The sequence below is a fragment of the Miniimonas sp. S16 genome (assembly GCF_057748195.1).
On sequence record NZ_CM173242.1, the window covers coordinates 1,773,272 to 1,794,362 of the forward strand.

10 protein-coding genes are annotated in these 21,091 nt (G+C 73.8%); 4 read left to right on the forward strand and 6 right to left on the reverse strand.

Annotated elements, in window-relative coordinates; genetic code table 11:
• Positions 1-16: 16 nt before the first annotated feature.
• Positions 17-1,549: an AAA family ATPase gene (locus tag AC3AQ1_RS07720; protein ID WP_108718506.1), complete on the reverse strand. Its 1,533-nt coding sequence runs from the start codon at positions 1,547-1,549 to the stop codon at positions 17-19.
• Positions 1,550-1,644: 95 nt separating this feature from the next.
• Positions 1,645-4,044 (reverse strand): prephenate dehydratase domain-containing protein, encoded by a 2,400-nt coding sequence (locus tag AC3AQ1_RS07725; protein ID WP_108718507.1) that lies wholly within the window; start codon positions 4,042-4,044, stop codon positions 1,645-1,647.
• Positions 4,045-4,121: 77 nt separating this feature from the next.
• On the opposite strand from AC3AQ1_RS07725, the gene AC3AQ1_RS07730 reads away from it, so the two are divergent.
• On the forward strand, positions 4,122-6,704 hold the full coding sequence (locus AC3AQ1_RS07730) for a serine/threonine-protein kinase (RefSeq protein ID WP_108718508.1): 2,583 nt from the start codon (positions 4,122-4,124) through the stop codon (positions 6,702-6,704).
• 21 nt (positions 6,705-6,725) lie between these two features.
• Here AC3AQ1_RS07730 and AC3AQ1_RS07735 read toward each other — a convergent pair whose 3' ends face one another.
• Together AC3AQ1_RS07735 and AC3AQ1_RS07740 are read right to left on the reverse strand one after the other, a co-directional pair.
• Positions 6,726-7,436 carry a glycosyltransferase family 2 protein gene (locus tag AC3AQ1_RS07735; RefSeq protein ID WP_234417933.1) on the reverse strand — a complete coding sequence of 237 codons (711 nt, stop codon included), beginning with the start codon at positions 7,434-7,436 and terminating at the stop codon, positions 6,726-6,728.
• A 228-nt stretch (positions 7,437-7,664) separates the two neighbouring features.
• Positions 7,665-8,660 carry a DUF5926 family protein gene (locus AC3AQ1_RS07740; RefSeq protein WP_234417885.1) on the reverse strand — a complete coding sequence of 332 codons (996 nt, stop codon included), beginning with the start codon at positions 8,658-8,660 and terminating at the stop codon, positions 7,665-7,667.
• Between the two features lie 127 nt (positions 8,661-8,787).
• On the opposite strand from AC3AQ1_RS07740, the gene pgm reads away from it, so the two are divergent.
• Positions 8,788-10,467, forward strand: coding sequence for a phosphoglucomutase (alpha-D-glucose-1,6-bisphosphate-dependent) (pgm, locus tag AC3AQ1_RS07745; RefSeq protein ID WP_108718510.1), 1,680 nt, complete (start codon positions 8,788-8,790; stop codon positions 10,465-10,467).
• Positions 10,468-10,541: 74 nt separating this feature from the next.
• Here the strand turns inward: pgm and AC3AQ1_RS07750 are convergent, their stop codons facing one another.
• Positions 10,542-17,240: an ExeM/NucH family extracellular endonuclease gene (locus AC3AQ1_RS07750; protein WP_370445338.1), complete on the reverse strand. Its 6,699-nt coding sequence runs from the start codon at positions 17,238-17,240 to the stop codon at positions 10,542-10,544.
• A gap of 231 nt (positions 17,241-17,471) precedes the next feature.
• On the opposite strand from AC3AQ1_RS07750, the gene AC3AQ1_RS07755 reads away from it, so the two are divergent.
• On the forward strand, positions 17,472-18,722 hold the full coding sequence (locus AC3AQ1_RS07755) for an MFS transporter (RefSeq protein WP_108718512.1): 1,251 nt from the start codon (positions 17,472-17,474) through the stop codon (positions 18,720-18,722).
• A 33-nt stretch (positions 18,723-18,755) separates the two neighbouring features.
• Complete coding sequence (gene trxA / locus AC3AQ1_RS07760) at positions 18,756-19,139, forward strand: thioredoxin (RefSeq protein WP_108718513.1); 384 nt, start codon at positions 18,756-18,758, stop codon at positions 19,137-19,139.
• Between the two features lie 206 nt (positions 19,140-19,345).
• On the opposite strand, the gene pgi is transcribed toward trxA, so the two are convergent.
• Complete coding sequence (gene pgi, locus AC3AQ1_RS07765; protein WP_108720072.1) at positions 19,346-21,025, reverse strand: glucose-6-phosphate isomerase; 1,680 nt, start codon at positions 21,023-21,025, stop codon at positions 19,346-19,348.
• Positions 21,026-21,091: the final 66 nt, after the last annotated feature.

Consider the following 21,091-nt stretch of genomic DNA (forward strand, 5'->3'; position numbering starts at 1 on the left):
CAGCCGGCCACGCGCGTCAGAGCGCGTCGGCACCGCCGTCGGCCGCGGCGTCAGCGTCGGCGTCACCCGGGGCTGCGGCCGCGCGAGCAGGCGACGCCCCGAGCATCGACTGCCCGATCCCGCGCGCCTCACGCGTCACCTCCGCGACAGCAGCCGCGAGGTCCTCGTCGGCCACGGCTCGGCCCTCCTCCGCGGCCGTGAGCACGGCCCGGCGGACGAGCTCCTTGGCGAGCGACGCCGTCGTACCCGTCGTCTCCCGTGCCGCGGACGCGAGCGCCTCGGCGCCGAGATCGAGGTGTCGCGCGTACACCTCGAGCAGGGCGAGGCGAGCCCGCTCGTCCGGCAGCGGCAGCTCCACCGCGAGGTCGATGCGCCCCGGCCGCTGGGCGAGCGCCGGCTCGAGGACGTCGACGCGGTTGGTGGTGAGCAGGAACGTGACGTCCGCATCGGGATCGAGCCCGTCGAGCGCGTCGAGCACCTCGAACAGCAGCGGCGAGCTCGTGTAGGTGCTGCGCTCCTCGGCGACGAGATCACAGTCCTCGAGCACGAGGATCGAGGGCGCGAGGGCACGCGCCGTCCGCGCCGCCAGCGTGATGTTCGCGAGCGCTGCGCCGGTCAGCACGATGACCGTCGACGACGACTCCCCGACGAGGTGGCGAACGGTCAAGGTCTTGCCGGTGCCCGGAGGCCCGTACAGCAGCACGCCGCGCTTGAGGTGCTGACCGAGCGCCCGCAGCTCGCTCGCCCGCTCCCCGATGCCGATGACGTGCCGCCGCAGCCGCGCCAGGAGCCCGTCGGGCAGCACGATCTGACCCGACTCGATCCGCGGTCGGGCCAGGAAGCTGACTCCGCCGCTGCCGGGCTCGAACGGGGAGGAGGTGAAGACGACGACCTGCCCGCGCAGGACCGAGTGCGTGGACATCGCCTCGCGCACCTCGGCCAGGACCCGGCGCACCGCGTCCGCGTCGGGGCTGACCACCTCCAGCTTGGGCTCACCGCCGAACTGCGGGTTGCTGCCGCGCTGGAGCAGGGCGACCGGTACGCCGTCGTGGCGGAACAGGTGCAGCCCGTAGGCGACGATGTCGCGCTCGGTGTCCGGGCCGGTCGACTCGCGCCGGTACTCGACGGCGCCGACCCTCAGTCGTGCCCACCCGTTCTCCTGCAGCATGTCGGCGAACGACATGTGCCAGCGCTGGTCGCCTCCCCCGACACCGACCAGCTCGCCACCACCGTGCGCCTCGACGACGTGCGCGACCGCGACGTCGATGTCGACCACGCGCATCGGGGCGACCGCCTCGGTCACGACCGGCAGCGTGCCCGGGTTGACGCCGAGGTGGTCGGTGACCCGGGCGACCAGTCCGACACCCCCGGCGGCCTCACTGGCCGCGCGGGCCGCTGCCGCCTGGGACAGTCGGTGGAACGCCGTGAGGAACGTGTCCAGACGACTGTCCGCGTAGGCGTCCGGCGGCGGTGGCGGCTCCTCGCCGGAGCCGTCGGGGCGAGGGCGATCGTCGGGCGAGGGCGACATGGACGCGGAGGTGAAGAACACCCCCGCAGTCTGCCGTCGAGTCCGCCGCGGCGCACCGAACTCCCCCATCGTGGCGGGCACAGGCCGGCCGCGCCTCGATGGCCGGGAGACGCACCTCAGCCGGGCCGCACCACCGGAGTGCGCGGGCTCCACGGGATCTCTCCCAGCAGCCGCGCGCGCTCGGCGAACGGCTCCCCGCCCGCCGCGAGCCCAGTCCCCGCGATCCCCCCGGGCCCGGGCCCGCTCGTCACGAGGAGGAACCGGCCCTCGCCGTCGGAGAGCAGCTCGTCGAACCGCGCCTCCGTGCCGGTCGCCGCGAGCGCGCCCGCGCGCAGCCCGGAGCCCACCCACACGCTGCGCAGCGTCGGCCGCGCCCCGCCCGGCGCCGCACCGAACGTGCCCGCCGGGCCGACCACGAGGAACCGCGTGATCGAGCCCGGAAGGTCGTCGACCTCGCGCTCGAGCGTCACCAGGCCGAGGTTCGCCCCGCGGTCCTGCACGCCGAGCGCGACGGCGGGCTCGCCGTCGAGAACCCCGGCGACGCCGGGCACGTCCGCGAGGCCGTCGACGACGGCGAGCCCCGGGTCCGCGAGGATCTCCAGCCCGCGCGCGGTGGAGGACACCGGGACCGGGCGCAGGCCCCAGCGCCGGATGAACGCCCCGCACTGCGCGATCGCCTGCGGATGGCTGAGCACGACGGCACCGCGCAGGTCCTCGAGGAACGTGCCGGGACGGCCGTAGGCGTCGAAGCGGACGGCGACGTCGATCATCCCGCCCGCGGTCGGGCCGCCGTCCGCGGCGGGCGGCGCGGCCAGGAGCGCCTCGACGGCGCGCCAGACCAGGCCCGACGCCGAGCTCGACACCGGCAGCACGCCCAGTCCGCCCGCCGCGACGCCCGCGAGGACCGCGTCGAACGACGGTTCGGCCACGAGCGCACGCGGCCGCGCGGCGACGAGCTGCTCGACGCTGCCGGCCGCGACCTCGGAGAACGAGCCGCGCGGTCCGAGGAAGTGGACGCGGGCCTGTGCTGGGGCGTCGGTCGGCCCTGTGGCTGCATCACCCGCTGCCTCGTGCGCGAGCGCCACCCCCGCGGGCCACCGGTACACGCCCGCGACGTACGCCCGGACCGACTCCACGGTCGCCTCGAGGTCGCGGTCGGCCCGGATGCCGATGCGCAGCACGACGGACCGCTGGCCGACCCGCACGACGTCGTCGACGTGCGCGGCGTCGCGCACCTGCGGCAGCTGCGCGACGGCGGCCAGCACGCCGAGCCCCGAGACCGACTCGGGCACGAGCAGCCGCACGTCGCGGTGGATGATCCCGAGCCAGGCGTCGAGCTCGGCCTGCAGCGCGGTCGGCTCGAGCAGCGTGACGTGGCCGAGGGCGAACGTCGTGCGGTGCACCCGGCCTGCGACGCCGAGCCGGCGCGCGTTGCGCACCCCCGGCCCGTCCAGCAGCGCCGCGCGCCCGGGCGGCCCGACGAGCAGCTCCTCGAGCGTGACGGTGTTCGGCTCGATCCCGACGACCCGGCCCACCCGCAGGCTGCCCGCGTCGGTGACGGTGCGCAGCCCGATGAGCGCTCCGGTGCGGCGGTGCAGCGCGAGCTCGGCACGCTTGGCCTGCACCGCCGCGACGGCGTTCGCGCCGACCCGGCGCAGGGAGTCGTAGGCGGCGCCGGTGAGCGCGTCGCGCACCACGCCGAGGTGGTCCGCGGTGGCGTGCGCGTCGGCCGCGGCGTCGAAGCGCGCGAGCGCGGCGTCGTAGCCCGCACGGACGGCCGGCGTGGTGGGCAGCTCCTGCGCCGCGGCCAGGGAGTTCTCCCGACGGGTGTCGAGCACGCCGACGCCGAGGCTGAGCAACGCCTCGAACAGCGGCGTGCGGGCCGCCCACAGCTCGTCCTCCAGGTGCACGTCCGAGCGCAGCACCTCGTCGACGAACGCCGTGAGCATGCGGTGCGGCAGCGCCTGGACCAGCGCCATCGTCTCGTCGTGCACCGCGGCGGGGCCGGACTTCACGACGCCGCCGGCCCGCTCCACGAGCGCGGCCACCCACTGACCGAGCGGGTTCGTGCGCTCCACGACGTAGCAGGTCTGCCCCTGCGGACCCGTGCGGTAGATGTCGAACAGCATGTGCAGCCCGCACACCTGCCAGCTCGGCTCGACGGCGGTCACCGCCGCGAGGCTCGCCATGCTGCCCGCGGTCACCACGACCACGCCGGACCCGGGCGGCAGCACCCCGGCCAGCCGCGCCGCGTACCCGGCGACCTCGTCCGAGGGGACGGCGAGCACGGCGAGCGCGGGCAGGTCCGGGAGGGCGGGGACGTCCGAGGCGTCAGGAGCGGCGGCACCCTGCCCACCCCCACCGTGCGCGACGGCGAGCGCACCCGCCGAGGCCGGCTCGCCGTCGAGCGCCTCGACACGGGACCAGGCGGTGCCGCGCAGGAGGTGCTCGACGACCCACGGGCCGGCGCCGCGAGCGAACCCGGCGACGACGAGCGGCCGGGCCCCGTTCTCCACGACTTCTCCGTCTCGCCTCGACCTCGGGTGCGGAGTTCCGCCCCGAGCGACCCTATCCGCTCGCCTACCCTGGCAGCGTGATCGCACCCGCCGCCCGACGCCCCCGCCGACGCGGCGACAGACCGGTCCCTCCCACGGCGCGGCTGCTCGCGCTGACCCTCCTCGCAGCGCTTCTGACGACGGTGCTCGGTCCGCTGGCACCCTGGTCTCCCGCGGCGCACGCGGACACCCGCGACGGCGAGGACGAGGCCCGCCCGCTCGTGGTCGTCGGCTTCACGGGCGTGCGCTGGGACGACGTCTCGCCGGAGGCGACGCCGTCGCTGTGGCGCCTCGGCGTGGGCACGGGCGTGGGCAACCTCGTGGTGCGCAGCGTCCGGTCGACCACCTGCCCGGCGGACGGCTGGCTCGCGGTCTCCTCGGGCGCGCGTGCGGCCGACCTGGCGGCGGCGGACCGCACCACCGACGACTCCGGCCTCACCTGCCGGCCGCTCGAGGAGGCCTCGACCGACGGCGCCGCGACCGGCGCGACGGTGCCCGGCTGGGCGGACTACGCGGCGGCGTCCGCGAGCTCCTCCTACGACTCCCGCCCCGGTCTCCTCGGCGACGAGCTGCGCGCGGCGGGTGTGGCCGCGACGGCGATCGGGCCCGGCGCCGCGATCGCGCTGGCCACGTCGAACGGTGCCGTCGCCGGCACCGCGCTCCCCCGACCCGAGGACGCCGCGGCGCTCGAGCACGCCGTTCGCGACGCGATGGCGGACTCCGCGGTGCTCGTCGTCGACGTAGGCTCCGTCCGGGACTGGGTGGCGCAGCCGGGATCGGCGGCCGCGGACGAGCCGTCGGAGGCGGACCGGGCGGCGTTCCGCGCCCAGCAGGTCGCGGTGGTCGACGCGCTCGTCGGCGAGGTGCTCAGCGGCGTCGCGGAGGCCGCCGGGGACGCACGGGACCGCCCGCTCGTCGTCGCCGCCTCGCTCGCCGACTCCGGGTCCAGCCCCGCGCTCCAGGTCATCGCCGCCGACGGGCTCGGCCCGGGCACGCTCACCTCGACCTCCACGCGCCAGCCCGGGTACGTGCAGGCCACCGACCTCACGCCGTGGTTCCTGCGCACCGCCGGCATCGCGCGGCTCACCACGCCGTCCGCCTCGCTCGTGGGCTCGGCGCCGTACGTCGTCGGCGGCGCCGGGACCACCGACGCGGGCGAGGACCGCATCGCGGCCCTCGTGGACGCGAACGACCACGCGCAGGCGCAGCGTCCGCTCGTCGCGCCGTTCTACCTCCTGCTCGTCATCCTCAACGTCATCCTCTACGCGGGGGTCGCGCTCGGCCTCTCACGACAGACCGCGACCCGGCTCGGCCGGTGGTTCGCGCGCTGGCGGCGCACCGACCCGGCGACGGTCTCGCCGACCCGCGAGCGGCCTCGGGTCCTGCGCACGCTGCGCGTCGTCGCCGTCGCGATGGCCGCGATCCCGGTCTCCACGTTCCTCGCCAACCTCCTGCCGTGGTGGCGGGTGGAGCCGGCGGGGCTGGCCCTGGCCGTCGCCACGCTGGCGATCTGCGCGGTCGTGACCGCGGGCGCGCTGGTCGCGGCCGCAGCGGCGGGACGACGGCGAGCCTCGCGTCACGCCGTCGACGCTGTGGCCGGCTCACCCGCGCAAGCGCCCGCGCCCGCGCCCACGCCCGCGCAAGCGCCCGCGCCCGCCGCAGGCTCGGACGTCACGGGCAGCGCGCGCCCCGCGCCGAGCATCCCCGGCCTGCTCGTCCCGATGGGCGTGGTGGCCGGGCTCACGGCGCTCGTGCTCGCCGTCGACGTCGCGACCGGCGCGCGCCTGCAGCTCTCGGCCGTGATGGGCGTGCCCGTGCTGGTGGCCGGCCGCTTCTACGGCTTCAACAACACGGCGTTCGCACTGTTCACGACGGCGTGCATCCTCCTCTGCCTGGCCGTCACGAACCACCTCGTGCGCCGCGGGCAGCGGGCCGGTGCTGCGGCGATCGTCGCGATCGTCGGTCTGCTCGCCACCGTGCTTGACGGCGCCCCCGGCATCGGCGCCGACTTCGGCGGTCCGCCGGCGATCATCCCGGCGTTCGCCCTGCTCGCCCTCATGGCCGCGGGGGTGCGGATCACGTGGGGGCGGGTGCTCGCCGTCGTCGGCGCCGCCGTCGCCGCGACCGCGGCGCTCGCGGTCCTGGACTACCTGCGCCCGGCGGAGGACCGCACCCACCTCGGCAGGTTCGTGCAGACCGTGCTCGACGGCGGGGCGTGGGACGTGGTGGGCCGCAAGCTCGAGGCGAACCTGCGGATCCTCGCGAACAACCGGCCGCTCACGATCCTCGCGATCGCGGGCGTCGCGCTGGTGGTGCTGCTGCTGGCCCGGCCGGTGCGCTCGGCGATCACCTCACCCGGCGGGGGCCGGTTCTCGTGGCTGAGCGCGGGGGCGCGGCTGTCCGAGCTCGGCGACGTGGTGCCGATGCTGCGGCCCGGCTTCGTGGCGCTCGCCGTGGCGCTCGGCATCGGGTTCGCCGTCAACGACTCCGGGATCGCGATCCCGGCCTACGGCGTCGCGCTCGCGGTGCCGCTGCTGCTCGCGACGTGCGCGAGCTGGCTGCTCACGCTGGCGCCGAGCGAGGAACCGGCGCAGGCGAGCGCGGGCGACGGCGAGCGCTGAGCTCGCCGTGCCGGCGGACGCTCAGTACCGGCGGACCTTGCGCACCGAGATCGCGTAGGCGATGTCGCGGTACTGCGCCGCACGGTGCAGGTAGCCCCGTAGGTCCTTGCCGCTGGGCCGGTGGCGCAGGTCGCACGGCACCTCCACGACGGCGAAGCCCTGCTCGAGCAGGTCGATCGTCATCCCTGTCTCCACGCCCCAGCCACGCGCGAGCGGCGTCGCGGCCTCGAACGCCTCGCGGGTGAGGCAGCGCTGACCGGACAGCGGCGCCTTGGGCGTCCAACCGCCCGACACCGCCTGGATCGCGCGACGTGCGAGGCCGAGCACGATGCCGTGACCACCGGCGCCCGCCTGCGGCGGGAGGATCGCGACCGAGAGGTCGGCCTTGCCGGCGAGCACCGGCGGGACGAGTGGTGCGGTGTTCACCGCGGTGTCGCCGAGGTCGGCGTCGATGAAGAGCAGGAGGCGGGGCGGCTCGCCGTCGGCGTCGCGCATCGCCGCGACCGCGGCGCCGGTCTCCATCGCCGAGGCCTTGCCGCGGTTGTGCGAGTGCCGCACGACGACGGCACCGGCGGCGCGGGCGACGTGCTGGGTGTCGTCCGTGCTGCCGTCGTCCACGACGAGCACGAGGTCGACGCTCGGGATGGCGCGGGCGGCGCGGATGGTCGCGGCGATCCGCTCGGACTCGTCCTTGGCGGGGATGACGGCGGCGACGCGCTGAGCCCGGCGCACGGTGTCGGAGGGTGCGGGACGCGACGCGCCACGGGCGCGGACGACGCGCAGCGGGTCCCGGCTCGAGGCGCCCTGTCCGTCCACGGTGCTTACCTTACGATGCTCGTCGGTTGCTGGTCTGTTGCTCATCGCTTGCCGACCGGTTGCCGGTCGGTTGCCCGCCACTTGCCCATCGTGGCCGCGCTCGCCTCGAGGACTGCGGGCTCGCCGTCGTGCGTGGCGTGTGCTTTAGCGAAGGTTGACCTGGCGGGAGACGAGCCCCGCGCGGGCCCGGCGCTCGTCGGAGGTCAGCGGGTCCGTGGTCCGCAGCGCGGTCCCGAGCCGCTCGGCGAGGGCCGCGACCGGCTCGGCCAGCTCGTCGGCCTCCGTGCCGCGGACCAGCTCCCACACCGGGACCAGCACGCCGCACGTGCGGAACGCCCCGATCAGCCGTGCGCCCTCCTCCAGGGCCGCGGTGCGCCGCGCCGCGAGCCGCGCCAGCGCGTCGAGCGTCTCCTCCTCGGCGGCGGCCACGACCCAGCGCAGGAACTCCTTGCCGTTCATCCGGCACCAGAACGCCTTGCCCAGCTCCTCCGGGACGGCGACGGGGCGCGTCGGCACGATGAGCTCGTTGGCGTTCTCGAGCGCCGCCTCCACCTCGTGCGCGTGCTCGCCCGGCGCGAGCCAGAAGTCGAACTCGTCACGCACCTCGGGCTCGAAGGGGACGGCGGGGTCGAGCACGTCCTGCAGCCGGGGTCCCGGCTCGGGCAGGTCGTTGGTGGTCAGGGCGTCCCCGGGCTCGAGCTCGAGGGCGCGCAGCAGCGCGTCCGCGACGTCGCGGCTCGCGTCGCCGCTCGTGCCGACCGTCTGCAGGGCCACAAGCACCTGGCCGTCCTCGCGACGCACGGCCGGCATGAGGTCGGGCAGAAGGCTCACGATCGTGACGTCGACGGCGCCGTGCTCGGCCGTCGTGCGCACCGTGCCCACCGCGGACGGCACGATCTCGCGCACCGCGACCCAGTCGGCCTCGCCCGCGAGGCCCTCGAACGGGCGGGCGACGAAGGGGACCGGGGTGCGGCGCTGCCGCGTGGTCGCCTCGGCGCTCGCGGCGCCGGGAGCGGTGGCGGCGCCGGCGTCGGCACCGGCGCCGTGCGTGTCCGGGCGGGAGCTGGCGGGACGGGTTCCGGGGCGCGTGCCGCCCGCGCGCTGCGCGGGGCCCGAGGACCGGCGGTTCTTCTTGGCCATGGCGAGCAAGCCTAGTCGGAGTGCGTCGCCGGACGCCCCCGCCGCGGGCCGTGGTGACCGGCGGCGTGACGGGCGTCGCGGCCGCGAAGCCTAGTCGTCGCGTGCGCGGCGCTGGCAGGATCAGGCCATGCACCCACGCGCCGGCCAGCCCGCCCAGCCCGAGGACCTCATCGACGTCGAGAAGGTTCTCGGCCTCTACTACGACACCGTGCCCGACGTGGAGGACCCGGTGCAGCAGGTGGTCTTCGGCACCTCCGGCCACCGCGGCTCGAGCCTCAACGGCAGCTTCACCGAGACGCACGTCGCGGCGATCACCGCGGCGATCGTCGACTACCGCCGCGCGCAGGGCATCGACGGGCCGCTCTACGTCGGTCGCGACACCCATGCGCTCTCCGAGCCCGCCGAGCGCACCGTGCTCGAGGTGCTCGTGGCGGCCGGGGTCGAGGTCTGGGTGGACGCGCGCGGCTCCTACACGCCGACGCCCGCGGTGTCCCACTCGATCCTCCTGCACAACGGCGCCGCGACCAGCGAGGGGCCGCGCACGGCCGGGCCGGGGATCGCCGACGGCATCGTCATCACGCCGTCCCACAACCCGCCCACCGACGGCGGCATCAAGTACAACGCGACCGACGGCGGCCCGGCCGGCGGCGACGTCACCGGCTGGATCGCGCGGCGCGCCAACGAGCTCGTGCGCGCCGGCCTCGGCTCGATCGACCGCACGCCGTACGAGCGCGCCGTCGCGAGCGACCTCGTGGTCAAGCACGACTACCGCGCGACGTTCGTGGACGACCTGCCCTCGGTGGTCGACCTCGAGGCGATCCGCGCAGCGGGCGTGCGCATCGGCGCCGACCCGCTCGGCGGCGCGAGCGTGGAGTACTGGGGAGTCATCGGCGAACGCTACGGGCTCGACCTCACGGTCATCCACCCCGACGCCGACCCGCAGTTCTCGTTCATGACGCTGGACTGGGACGGCAAGATCCGGATGGACTGCTCCTCGCCGTACGCGATGGCGTCGCTGCGCGAGATCATGGCCGTTCCCGACGGCGGCTCCGCGCCCTACGACCTCGCGACGGGGAATGACGGCGACTCCGACCGGCACGGGATCGTCACGCCCGACGGCGGGCTGATGAACCCCAACCACTTCCTCGCGGTCTGCATCGACTACCTGTTCCGCAACCGGTCCGGCTGGCCCGCGTCGGCAGGTGTCGGCAAGACGCTCGTCTCGTCCTCGCTCATCGACCGCGTCGCGGCCGACCTCGGCCGTCCGCTCATCGAGACCCCCGTCGGGTTCAAGTACTTCGCCGACGGCCTGCTGCAGACCACGATGGGCTTCGGTGGCGAGGAGAGCGCAGGGGCCTCGTTCCTCCGGCTCGACGGCACCGTCTGGACCACGGACAAGGACGGCTTCATCCTCGACCTGCTCGCGGCCGAGATCACCGCGAAGACCGGCGCCTCGCCGTCGGCCTACCACCGCTCGCTCGTGGCGAGGCACGGGGAGTCCTGGTACGCCCGCGTGGACGCGCCCGCGACGCGCGAGGAGAAGGCCGCGCTCAAGGCGCTCTCGCCGTCGGCCGTCACCGCCACGACGCTCGCGGGCGAGGAGATCACCGCGCGGCTGGTCACGGCGCCCGGCAACGGTGAGCCCATCGGTGGGCTCAAGGTCACGACGGCGAACGCCTGGTTCGCCGCTCGGCCGTCCGGCACCGAGGACGTCTACAAGATCTACGCCGAGTCGTTCGTCTCGCCCGAGCACCTCGAGCAGGTGCAGGACGCGGCGCGCGCCGTGGTGGCGGACGCGATCGCCTGACGCCTCGCGCCCACACAGGCGCCGGGCACGCAGAAGGGGGCCGACCGCATCGCGGTCGGCCCCCTTCTGCTGCGTCAGCGGACCCGGAACTTCACCGGAGCGCTCGTCGACCCGGCCGGGCCGCCGTCGCGCGGGATGAAGGTCGCGGTCAGCTCCTGTGTGCCGACCTGCTGCTGCCAGGGCCAGATCAGCGCGATCGAGACCCCGGCGAACACCGGTGCCCGGCTCACGACCCGGTCACCGGACCGGATCTCGACCGTGCCGGTCACGAACGACCCGTCCGAGGCCCGCACGTAGGACGTCGCGAGCACCGGCAGAATCTGCCACTTGCGCACGTCCTGCTGCGACAGCCACAGGCTCGTCGTGGTCGTCACCTTCACCGGCGGAGCCGCCTCGACCTCGATCGGGATCGTCACCTCGGTGCCCGAGGGCGCGAGCCGCACCGTGAGGAGCTGCTGCCCCACGGGCGTCGTGGCCGGCACCACGACGTTCAGCGTCACGGACCCGCCCGACACCGTCGCCGTCCCGACCGCGGTCCCACCGAGCAGCGCGGTCGCCGTGGTGTTCTGCGGCGCGCCGAGCGAGGTGAGGTCGAACCGGGAGAGCGTCACGGCCAGCGTGCCGCCCGCCACGACGGGCTCCACCGGCTCCACGGCCACCGCCTGCTTGGCGAAGTCCGGCGAGAGCGGCGAGGCGTCACGCAGGTAGTCGATCCACGCGTCACGGTCGATGAGACCCGAGTCGCGCGTGTCGGTGCCCGACGTGAAGATCCGGAAGTTGTCCCCGCCCTGCAGGAGGAAGGAGAACGACCCGATCCGGTACTGCCCGGCCTCGTCGATCGGTGCCCCGTCGACCGTGACCGAGGTGATGTGCCTGCCCTGGTCGTCGAGGTCGCCGAGCAGCACGCCGTCACCGTCGGGGTCGGGGTCGTAGGTGTAGGAGATGTTCTCGGACAGGCCGAGCTTGAGGAACGGCCGCGAGGGCACGGTCCCGGTCGCCGTGGTCTGCCACTGCTGCTCGAGCATCTCGATGACCTGGTCGCCCGTGAGCGTCGTGGTCCAGAGGTTGTTCACGAACGGCAGGACCGCGTTGGCCTCGGCGTACGTGATCACCCCGTCCGCCCCGCGCAGGAGCTCGGCCCGCAGGCCGCCGGGGTTGACCACGCCGATCGTCGCCGCGCCCCGCTCGGGTGCCGACAGCGACTCCACCAGCGAGTTCGCCACGAGGTTCCCGAGTGCCGACTCCGACGCCCGGTCGTCCCGGGTGCCCCCGGTCCAGACCCCGTTGACGTACGAGCCGCCGGCGAACGCGGTCGTGATGTCCGCGGTCACCGAACCGACCGGCTCGGCGCCGATCACGTCCGCGTAGGCGAGCGCCGCGTCGACGATCGTCTTGACCTCGGCCACCCGCGGGTAGGCCGCCACGAGCTCGGCGTCGGCCGTCGTGGTGCGGGCCACGTTGGTCGCCGTGTGGGCGGTGACCGTGTCGGTCTCGGTGTCGTAGGTGAGGTCGACGCGACCCACGAACTCCCCGTAGGAGCCCGTCTGCAGCACCGGCCGGGTCGCCCCGTCCACGCCCGGGACCGGGGCGTCCCACGCGTACTGCTTGTGCGTGTGGCCGGTGAAGATGACGTCCACCGACGCCGAGGTCTTCGTCACGATGTCGGCGAACGCGCCGCCGGCCGCGACCTCCTCCTCGAGCGTGGCGCCGTCGGGCGTGCCCGCGCCGGCCCCCTCGTGGTACTCGGCCACGAGGACGTCGGCCTCGCCGTTGGCCGGGTCGCCGTCGGTGAGCTGCGCCGCGACGCGGTTGACCGCCTCGACCGGGTCACCGAAGGTGAGGCCCACGATGCCGCCCGGCGAGACGAGCGACGGCGTCTCCTGAGTGACGGCGCCGATCACGCCGACCGTCACGTCGCCCAGCTCGAGCAGCTCGTACTCGGGCAGGACCGGGTTGCCCGTGGCGTCGTAGACGTTCGCCCCGAGGTAGGTCCAGTCCGCGTTGGAGTCGGCCTCCGACCCGATCACCCGGTCGGTGAGGTCGGCGAAGGAGCCGTCGAACTCGTGGTTCCCGACGGCGGAGGCCGCCAGGCCCAGTGCGTTCAGCACGTCGATGGTCGGCTGGTCCTGCGCGACCGACGAGGCGAACAGCGACGCCCCGATGTTGTCGCCCGCAGACAGGAACGCGACCTCGCCGCCGGCGGCCTCGACCTCGGCCCGCTGCTGCTCGATCGTCCCGGCGACCTTCACGGTGTTGGCGTCGATCCGGCCGTGGAAGTCGTTGACGTTGAGCAGCGTGAGGTCCACGGTCTTCTCGGCCGCGGCCGCAATCGTCACGGGGATCTGCGCCACCGTCCCGGCCGGGTCGACCGTGACCGTGAACGCGGTGTCCCCGGCCACGGCGTCGGCGGGCACCGTGACGGTGACCGACGACGTCCCGGCGAGGACCGGCGCCGTGCCGACGAGCGTGCCCCCGAGCGTCACCGAGACGCTCGCGTTGGCGGGCGCCCCGAGCGACGTGAGGTTGAGCCCGGCGAGGTCGAGCGTCACGTCCGAGCCCGCCTCGACCGTGCCGGGCAGGGCCGGCAGGACGGTGCGGGTGCGGGCGAACGACGGCGTCAGCGGGCTGTTGTCGGCGATGTAGTCGATCCACGCGTCGCGGTCCACGAGGCCGGAGTCACGCACCCCGGTGCCCTGCGTGAAGACCCGGAAGTTGTCACCTCCGGTCGCCAGGAACGAGAACGTCGCCACGGTGAACGTGTCGTCGGGCTGCACGAGCTCGCCGTTCACGTAGATCGCCGACACGTTGTCGCCCGGCGTCGCGTTGCCGTCGGCGGTGTCCGCGACCCAGGTGACGTTGTCCGACAGGCCCAGAGCGAGGTACGGCCGGGAGGGCCGCGTCACGCCGTCGTCGTTCGTCTGCCACTGCTGCTCGAGCAGCGTGTCCAGCTGCGCGCCCGTGAGCGTGACCGTCCAGAGGTTGTTCACGAACGGCAGGACGCCGTTCGCCTCCGCGTAGGTCACGACGCCGTCCGGGGCGTAGTACAGCTCGGACCGCAGGCCGCCCGGGTTGACGACGCCGATGTCGGCGCCGCCCCGGCTGTCGTCGGCGAGCGTGTCGCGCAGCGAGCTCGCCACGAGGTTGCCCAGCGCGGACTCCGACGCGCGGTCGTCCCGCGTGCCGCCGGTCCAGACGCCGTTCGCGAACGACCCGCCCGCGAACGCCGTCGTGATGTCCGACGTCACCGCACCCACCGGCCGCGCGCCGATCACGGTCGCCTCGGCGAGCGCCGCGTCGACGATCGTCTTGACGTCGGCCACCCGCGGGTAGGCCGCGACGAGCTCGGCGTCTGAGGTGGTCGTCCGGGCGACGTTCTCCACGGCGTAGTCCACGACCTCGAACGAACCCGGGTCCACGAGCAGCGTGGTGTGCCCCACGAACTCGCCGTAGCTGCCGGTCTGGATGACCGGTCGCGTGCGGTCGGTGCCCGTGATCGGCGCGTCCCACGCGTACTGCTTGTGGGTGTGGCCGGTGAGGAAGGCCGCGACCCGCGGGTCGGTGCCGGTCACGACGTCGGCGAACGCGCCGCCGGCGGCGATCTCCTGCTCGATCGTGGCGCCGTCGGGCGTGCCCGCGCCGGCGCCCTCGTGCACGAGCGCGACCACCACGTCGGCCTCGCCGTTCGACTCGTCGCCGTCGAGCAGCTCGCCGGTCACCCGGTTGAGCGCCTCGACGGGGTCGCCGAAGTCGAGGTCCGCGATGCCCGACGGCGTCACGAGCGTCGGCGTCTCCTCCGTCACCACGCCCACGAAGCCCAGGCGCACGCCGTCGACCTCCACGACGTCGTACTCCGGCAGCGCCGGGGTCTGGGTGCCCTTCTCGTAGACGTTCGCACCGAGGTAGGCCCACTGCGCGTTCGGCTTGTCGGCCCCGATCACGCGGTCGGTGAGGTCGGCGTAACCCTGGTCGAACTCGTGGTTGCCCACGGCCGAGGTGGCGAGGTCGAGCGCGTTGAGGACGTCGATCGTCGGCTGGTCCTGCTGCAGCGCCGAGGCGAACAGCGATGCGCCGATGTTGTCACCGGCGGACACGAAGACCGTGCCCTCGGGGTTCTGCGCGCGCAGCTGCTCCACCGTGCCTGCGACCTTCACGGTGTTGGCGTCGATCCGCCCGTGGAAGTCGTTGAGGTTGACGAGGTCGAGCTCGATCGGCTCGGCCGCTCCGCCGTCGGCCGTGAGGCCCACGACCACCGGGTCGTGGTCGGAGGACCGGTAGGCGTCCGGGGCGTAGAAGAGCGTGCCGTGGTAGTTGTACCGGCTGTACTCCAGCGCGATCGACTCGCCCGAGTTGATCGACCAGATGTCGGCGCCGGTCGCGCGCGCCAGGGCCGCCTCGTTGAGGAGGACGTGGTCCAGCGACCCGGACAGGCCCGAGAAGCTGTAGGAGCTCTCCGGGACGTCGAAGTGCTGCTCGACGTCGGTGAACCCGTCGTCGTAGAGCACCTCGAGCGGGTCCTCCGTGCCGTAGGAGTTGAAGTCACCCACGAGGGCGACGGCGTCGCCCTCCTCGGTCACCGTCGGCAGCCAGTCGCGCAGCGCCGTGGCCTGCGCGACGCGGGAGGCGTTGGACGCACCCTGGCCGTCACCGCTGTCCGCGTCGCCCGGCAGCGGTCCCGCCGAGCCCTTGGACTTGAAGTGGTTGACCACGACGAAGATCGCGTCCTCGTCGTCGCCGGATTCCCCCGCGGGGACGAACCGCTGGCCGATCGGCTCACGCGCGTTGTCGAACGCCTGGTTCGTGCCCGACGCCGTGCCGAGCGCGTGGGAGGCGCCGTCCGGGGTGACCTCGGCCGGCTGGTAGATGATCGCGTTCGTGATCACGTCCTGCGTGCTCACGGGCGGCAGCTCGGTGCTGGACGGGACGTAGGCCCACTTCGTGGTGCCCGCTGCCGCGTTGAGGGCGGCGACGAGCGTGGCCGTGGCCTCGTCCGGGGTCTCGCCGAGCTTGGCCGAGTTCTCGATCTCCATGAGCCCGATGACGCTCGCGTCGATGCCCCCGATCGCGGCGACGATCTTGTCCTGCTGCCGCTTCAGGTCGTCGGCGTCCCAGGCCCCTCGGGGGTCGCAGCCGCTGTTCACGGTGACGCCGTTGCCGGTCCGGTCCGTGTACGCGGTGCACCCGGGCGTGTCCGCGCCGAGCGTCGTGAAGTAGTTGAGGACGTTGAACGAGGCGAGGGTGAGGTCGGCGTCGCCGATCGCGGCGGCGTCCGGCCCGGCGGTCCGGGTGTTCGCGAACGTCGCGGGGTAGGCGGCCGGGTCCGCGGGGGTGACCTGCGACGTCGGCGCGAGCTTCCACGTGTTGTTGCGGTAGTCGACGACGACCGGGTGCGTGAACGTCACCGGGGCACCGACGCGCACCGGGTCGGTGAGCGAGACGTAGGGCGGCGTCTGCGACTGGTTGGCGGCAGCGAGGAAGTTCGTCGTCGCGCCGTCGTCGAGCGTGACCGCGCGAGAGGCGTTGTCGGCGACCACCGCAGCGGCCTCGACGCTGTTCGGACGCGCGACGTCGGTGGGCTGGCGCAGCGGCGTGGTGCCGCTCGCGAGGCCGACCTCGGCGTACTGGTTGGTGGAGTAGGTGTTCGTCACCGTGTAGTCGCCCGCGGGCGCGAGGAGCATCGACTCGATCGCCTCGCGCTCGGCGTCGGTGGCCGGCCAGGCCATCGAGAGCGGGACGACCGGCTCGACCTCGTCGGTCAGCTCCGTGAGGGTGCCGCTGCGCAGGTCGACCTGGCTCAGGCCGTTGAACTCACCCGCCGCGCCGGTCACCTCGACGTAGTCGCCGATCTCGACCTGGGCCACGGTGTTCGGGGAGTAGACGAAGATCGCGTCCGACGCCGTCCGGCCGGTGGTGGTCCCGCCGGTGCCGGGGGTCTGGATGACGTAGCCGGCGAACCCGCCCGTGGGGTACGCCGCCGTGACCACGCCGCGCGTCGTCACGGTGCCCGTGACGGCGACGGAGGTGCCGGTGCCCTGGATCTGCGCGATCGGGGTCCAGCTCGGGGCCGTGGGCCCGCCCGTCGGCTCTGCCGTGGGCTCACTGGTCGGCTCGGTGGTGGGCCCAGTGGTCGGTCCGGTGGTGGGCTGGATGGTCGGCTCAGTGGTCGGCGCCACCGTCGGCTCGGTGGTGGGCTCCGGCGTCGGAGTCGTGCCCGTCGAGGCCTGCGGCGTCGGCGCGCCGGCCGCGAAGTCCGCGGCGTTGTTGCCGGTGTTGGTGCCCGCGGCGTTGCGGGCGACGGAGGTGGTCTGGCTCATCCCGGTGGCCGGGCCGGACCCGGCGAAGGCGGCGCCGGTGCCGTAGCCGACGAGGTCGACGACCGCGTCGTCGGTGGCGCAGGCCGTGGTGGCGCACGTGAGCGCCGTCTGACGGGACACGAGGGCGACGTTGCCGTTGGCCTGGGCCAGGTTGACCGATCCGGTGACGTCTCCCGTCGGCGTCGGGGTGCCGGACCCGGCCGTGCCCGTGACCACGAGGAAGGTGTCGCCCGGGGCGATCGAGCCGGCGAGATCGATTCGACCCGACCAGTTCGTCCCCGCGGCTGCGGCGTACTGCACCGAGTATCCGGTCAGGTCGACCGGTGCAGCACTGGTGTTGCGAAGCTCGACGAAGTCCTGCTGGTAGACGGAGGATCCCCCGCCACCACCTCCGTAGACCTCGTTGATCACCACGGCGGCGTCGGCGCTGACGTCCGCGTAGGCGGTAGCCGGGACGATCACCGCCCCCGCCGTGACGAGACTTGCGGCTCCGGCCGCAGCGACGAATCGTGTCCGTCTGTGCATCCTTGCGTTCCCTCCGTACGACGGCTGACCTCGTGACGTTACGACGAGCCACCGACGCGGGGTACCCCGGGGCGTAACGCTTCGATGAACTTTTCCCGCCGACCGTCGGAGGCGGGACGCACCGAATCGATTCGACCGTCCGGCCGGTCGGGTGAGAGACTGCGGGCGATGTTCCGCCCCTACCGCGAGGTCCTCAGCAAGCCCGGCGCCTGGAAGTTCTCCCTCGCCGGCCTGTTCGCGCGCCTGCCGATCTCCATGGTCGGCATCGGCATCGTCCTCATGCTGTCCGACCAGCGTCTGTACGGCTCCTACGGACTCGCCGGACAGGTCTCGGGCGTGTTCGTCGTCGCGCAGGCGGTCGCCGCGCCGCAGATCGCCAAGCTCATCGACCGCTACGGCCAGGCGCGTGTCATGCGCCCGGCGATCGCGATCTCGATGACCGCGCTCGCCGCCCTCGCCCTCGCGGCGAACGCGATGGCGCCCGTCCCCGTCCTGCTCGTGCTCGCCGTCGTCGTCGGTGCGTCGCTGGGAAGCATGGGCTCGCTGGTGCGCACGCGGTGGAACGCCGTGACCGACACCCACGACGAGATGCACACCGCCTACGCGCTCGAGTCGGTGCTCGACGAGGTCGTGTTCGTCGTCGGCCCCGTCCTGGCGACCGTGCTCGCGACCGGGGTGCACCCGGCGGCCGGTCTCGCCGTCGCGATCGTCGCCGCGGTGCTGGGCGGCTACGCGTTCCTCGCGCAGCGCGCCACCGAGCCGCCGCCCAGCGGCCGGGTCGACGCCGCGAGCGCGGGCTCCCGGCAGTCCCTGCTGCGCAACCGCCGGATGCTCGTGCTCGTCGTGGTGTTCGTGTGCATGGGCACGATCTTCGGCGCGACCGACGTCTCGACCGTCGCGTTCGCCGAGGAGTCCGGCTACAAGGGCCTGTCGGGCGTGATCCTCGCGTGCTTCGCGGCCGGCTCCCTCGTGGGCGGGTTCGTGTACGGCGCGCGGCGCTGGTCCAGCCCGCTGTGGCGCCGGTTCAGCATCGGCACGGTGGTGCTCGCCGTCGGCGTCTCGCTCTTCTTCCTCACGACGTCGCTCGTCATGCTCGCCGGCGTCATGGTGGTGGTCGGGCTGTCCATCGCCCCGACGCTGGTCTCGGGCAACTCGCTCGTGCAGGAGATCGTGCCGGGCACGCGCCTCACCGAGGGGCTCACGTGGGTGGGCACGGCGCTCGGCGTCGGGGTCGCGGCGGGGTCCGCGATCGCGGGTCCGCTCATCGACGCGCACGGCTCCCACACCGGCTTCCTCGTCTCGACCGGGGCGGGCGTCGTCGCCGTCGTGGTGACGCTCGGCGCGGGCTGGACGATGCGGGCCCGGCGGAATGCCGACGCACCGCTCGGCGTTGACGCGCATGGACACCCGACGTCGTAGCGGAGCCCGATCCCGCAGACAGGAGCAGCACGCATGGCCACCATCGAGATCACGGCCGAGAACTTCGAGAGCACGATCAGCGAGAACGGCACCGTCGTGCTCGACTTCTGGGCCTCGTGGTGCGGCCCGTGCCGCCAGTTCGCGCCGACCTTCAGCAAGGCCTCGGAGTCCCACCCCGAGATCGTCTTCGGCAAGGTGGACACCGAGGACCAGCAGGCGCTGGCCGCGCAGGCGCAGATCACGTCGATCCCGACGCTCATGGTCTTCCGCGACCAGATCCTGGTCTACCGCAACGCCGGCGCGATGCCGCCCGCGGCCTTCGAGGACCTCCTCGGCAAGGTCAACGCGCTCGACATGGACGACGTGCGGCGCCAGATCGCCGAGCAGGAGGCGAGCGCGGCGGCCGACCAGGCCTGACGCGCCCGAGCCGAGCGCGACCGAGTCGCACTCGCACCACCTGCACCGCCACCCTCACCAGGACGACGGCGCAGCGCACCACCCGCACGACGCACGACGGCGCGAGAACGGCCCGAGGCGACGAGGACGGCCCCCAGCGGGCCGTTCTGGTCGCGGAGGGCCGTTCTCGCGCCGTCGTTCGCTGTCTGAGCGCGCGGCTCGCGTGACTACACGCGGTGCTCGCGGTAGTAGGCGATGAGCGCCTGGGTGGAGGCGTCCTGCGCGGCGAGCGCGGCGTCGTCGCCCTCGATCGCGGGCGCGATCTCCAGGGCGAGCTTCTTGCCCAGCTCCACGCCCCACTGGTCGAAGGAGTTGATCCCCCAGACCACGCCCTGCGTGAACGTGATGTGCTCGTACAGCGCGATGAGCTGGCCCAGCACCGACGGCGTGAGCGCCGGCGCGAAGATCGACGTCGTGGGGCGGTTGCCCGCGAAGGTCCGCGCCGCGACGAGCGCGCCCGTCGTGCCCTCGGCCTCGACCTCCTCGGCCGTCTTGCCGAACGCGAGCGCCTTGGTCTGCGCGAGGAAGTTGGCGAGGAAGAGGGCGTGGACGTCCTGCTCGCCGTCGCGCAGGGGGTAGGCGGGGTTCACGACGGCGATGAAGTCCGCCGGGATGAGCCGCGTGCCCTGATGGATGAGCTGGTAGAAGGCGTGCTGGCCGTTCGTGCCGGGCTCGCCCCAGAACACCTCACCGGTGTCGGTCGAGACCGGCGAGCCGTCCCAGCGCACGGACTTGCCGTTCGACTCCATCGTGAGCTGCTGGAGGTAGGCCGGGAAGCGGTGCAGCTGCTGCGCGTACGGCAGCACGGCGTGCGTCTGCGAGCCGAGGAAGTTGACGTACCAGACGTTGAGCAGGCCCATGAGGACCGGCACGTTCTGCGCGAGCGGCGTGGTGCGCACGTGCTCGTCGACGGCGTGGAAGCCCGCGAGCAGGTCGCGGAAGACCTGCGGGCCGAGCGCGATCGCCAGGCTCGTGCCGATCGCGGAGCCCACAGAGTAGCGCCCGCCCACCCAGTCCCAGAACCCGAACGCGTTCGCCGGGTCGATCCCGAACGCCGCGACCTTGTCCAGCGCCGTCGAGACCGCGATGAAGTGGTGCGCGACGGCGTTGCTCCGGTCCTCCTCGGACGTCCCGATCGCGCCCGCCGCGCCGAGCTTCTCCCACAGCCAGTCGCGCGCGAGCCGCGCGTTCGTGAGGGTCTCCAGCGTGGTGAACGTCTTCGACGCAACGATGAAAAGGGTGGTCTCGGCGTTGAGCCCCGAGACCTTCTGCGCGAGGTCGGTCGGGTCGATGTTGGAGACGAACCGCGCCTCGATGCCCGCGTCGGCGTAGGGCTTGAGCGCCTCGTAGGCCATGACGGGGCCGAGGTCGCTGCCGCCGATGCCGATGTTCACCACGTGCGTGACGCGCTGCCCCGTGACGCCCACCCACTCGCCCGAGCGGACCCGTTCGGCGAACGCGGACATCCGGTCGAGGACGGCCTGCACGTCCGCGTCGACGTCCTGGCCGTCGACCTCGAGCGGCGGGGTCGCACCCGCGGGGCGGCGCAGCGCGGTGTGCAGGACGGCGCGGTCCTCGGTGGTGTTGATGTGCTGGCCGGCGAGCATCGCGGCGAAGCGGTCGGCGACGCCGGTCTGCTCGGCCAGGCGCACGAGCGCGGCGAGGACCTCGTCCGTCACGAGGTTCTTCGACAGGTCCACGTGCAGGTCCGCCAGCGGCAGCGAGAACCGGCCGACCCGGCCCGGGTCGCCGTCGAACCAGGCGCGCAGGTCCGGGGTGAAGGCGGTGCGCAGGGCGTCCAGCTCCGCCCAGGCCGCAGTGGTGGTGGGGTCGATCGGAGAGGTCATGGCGCCCACCCTAGGGCTCCGGGACCAGTAGCGTCCCTTATGCTGCTCCGTTCTGCTGGTCCCCCT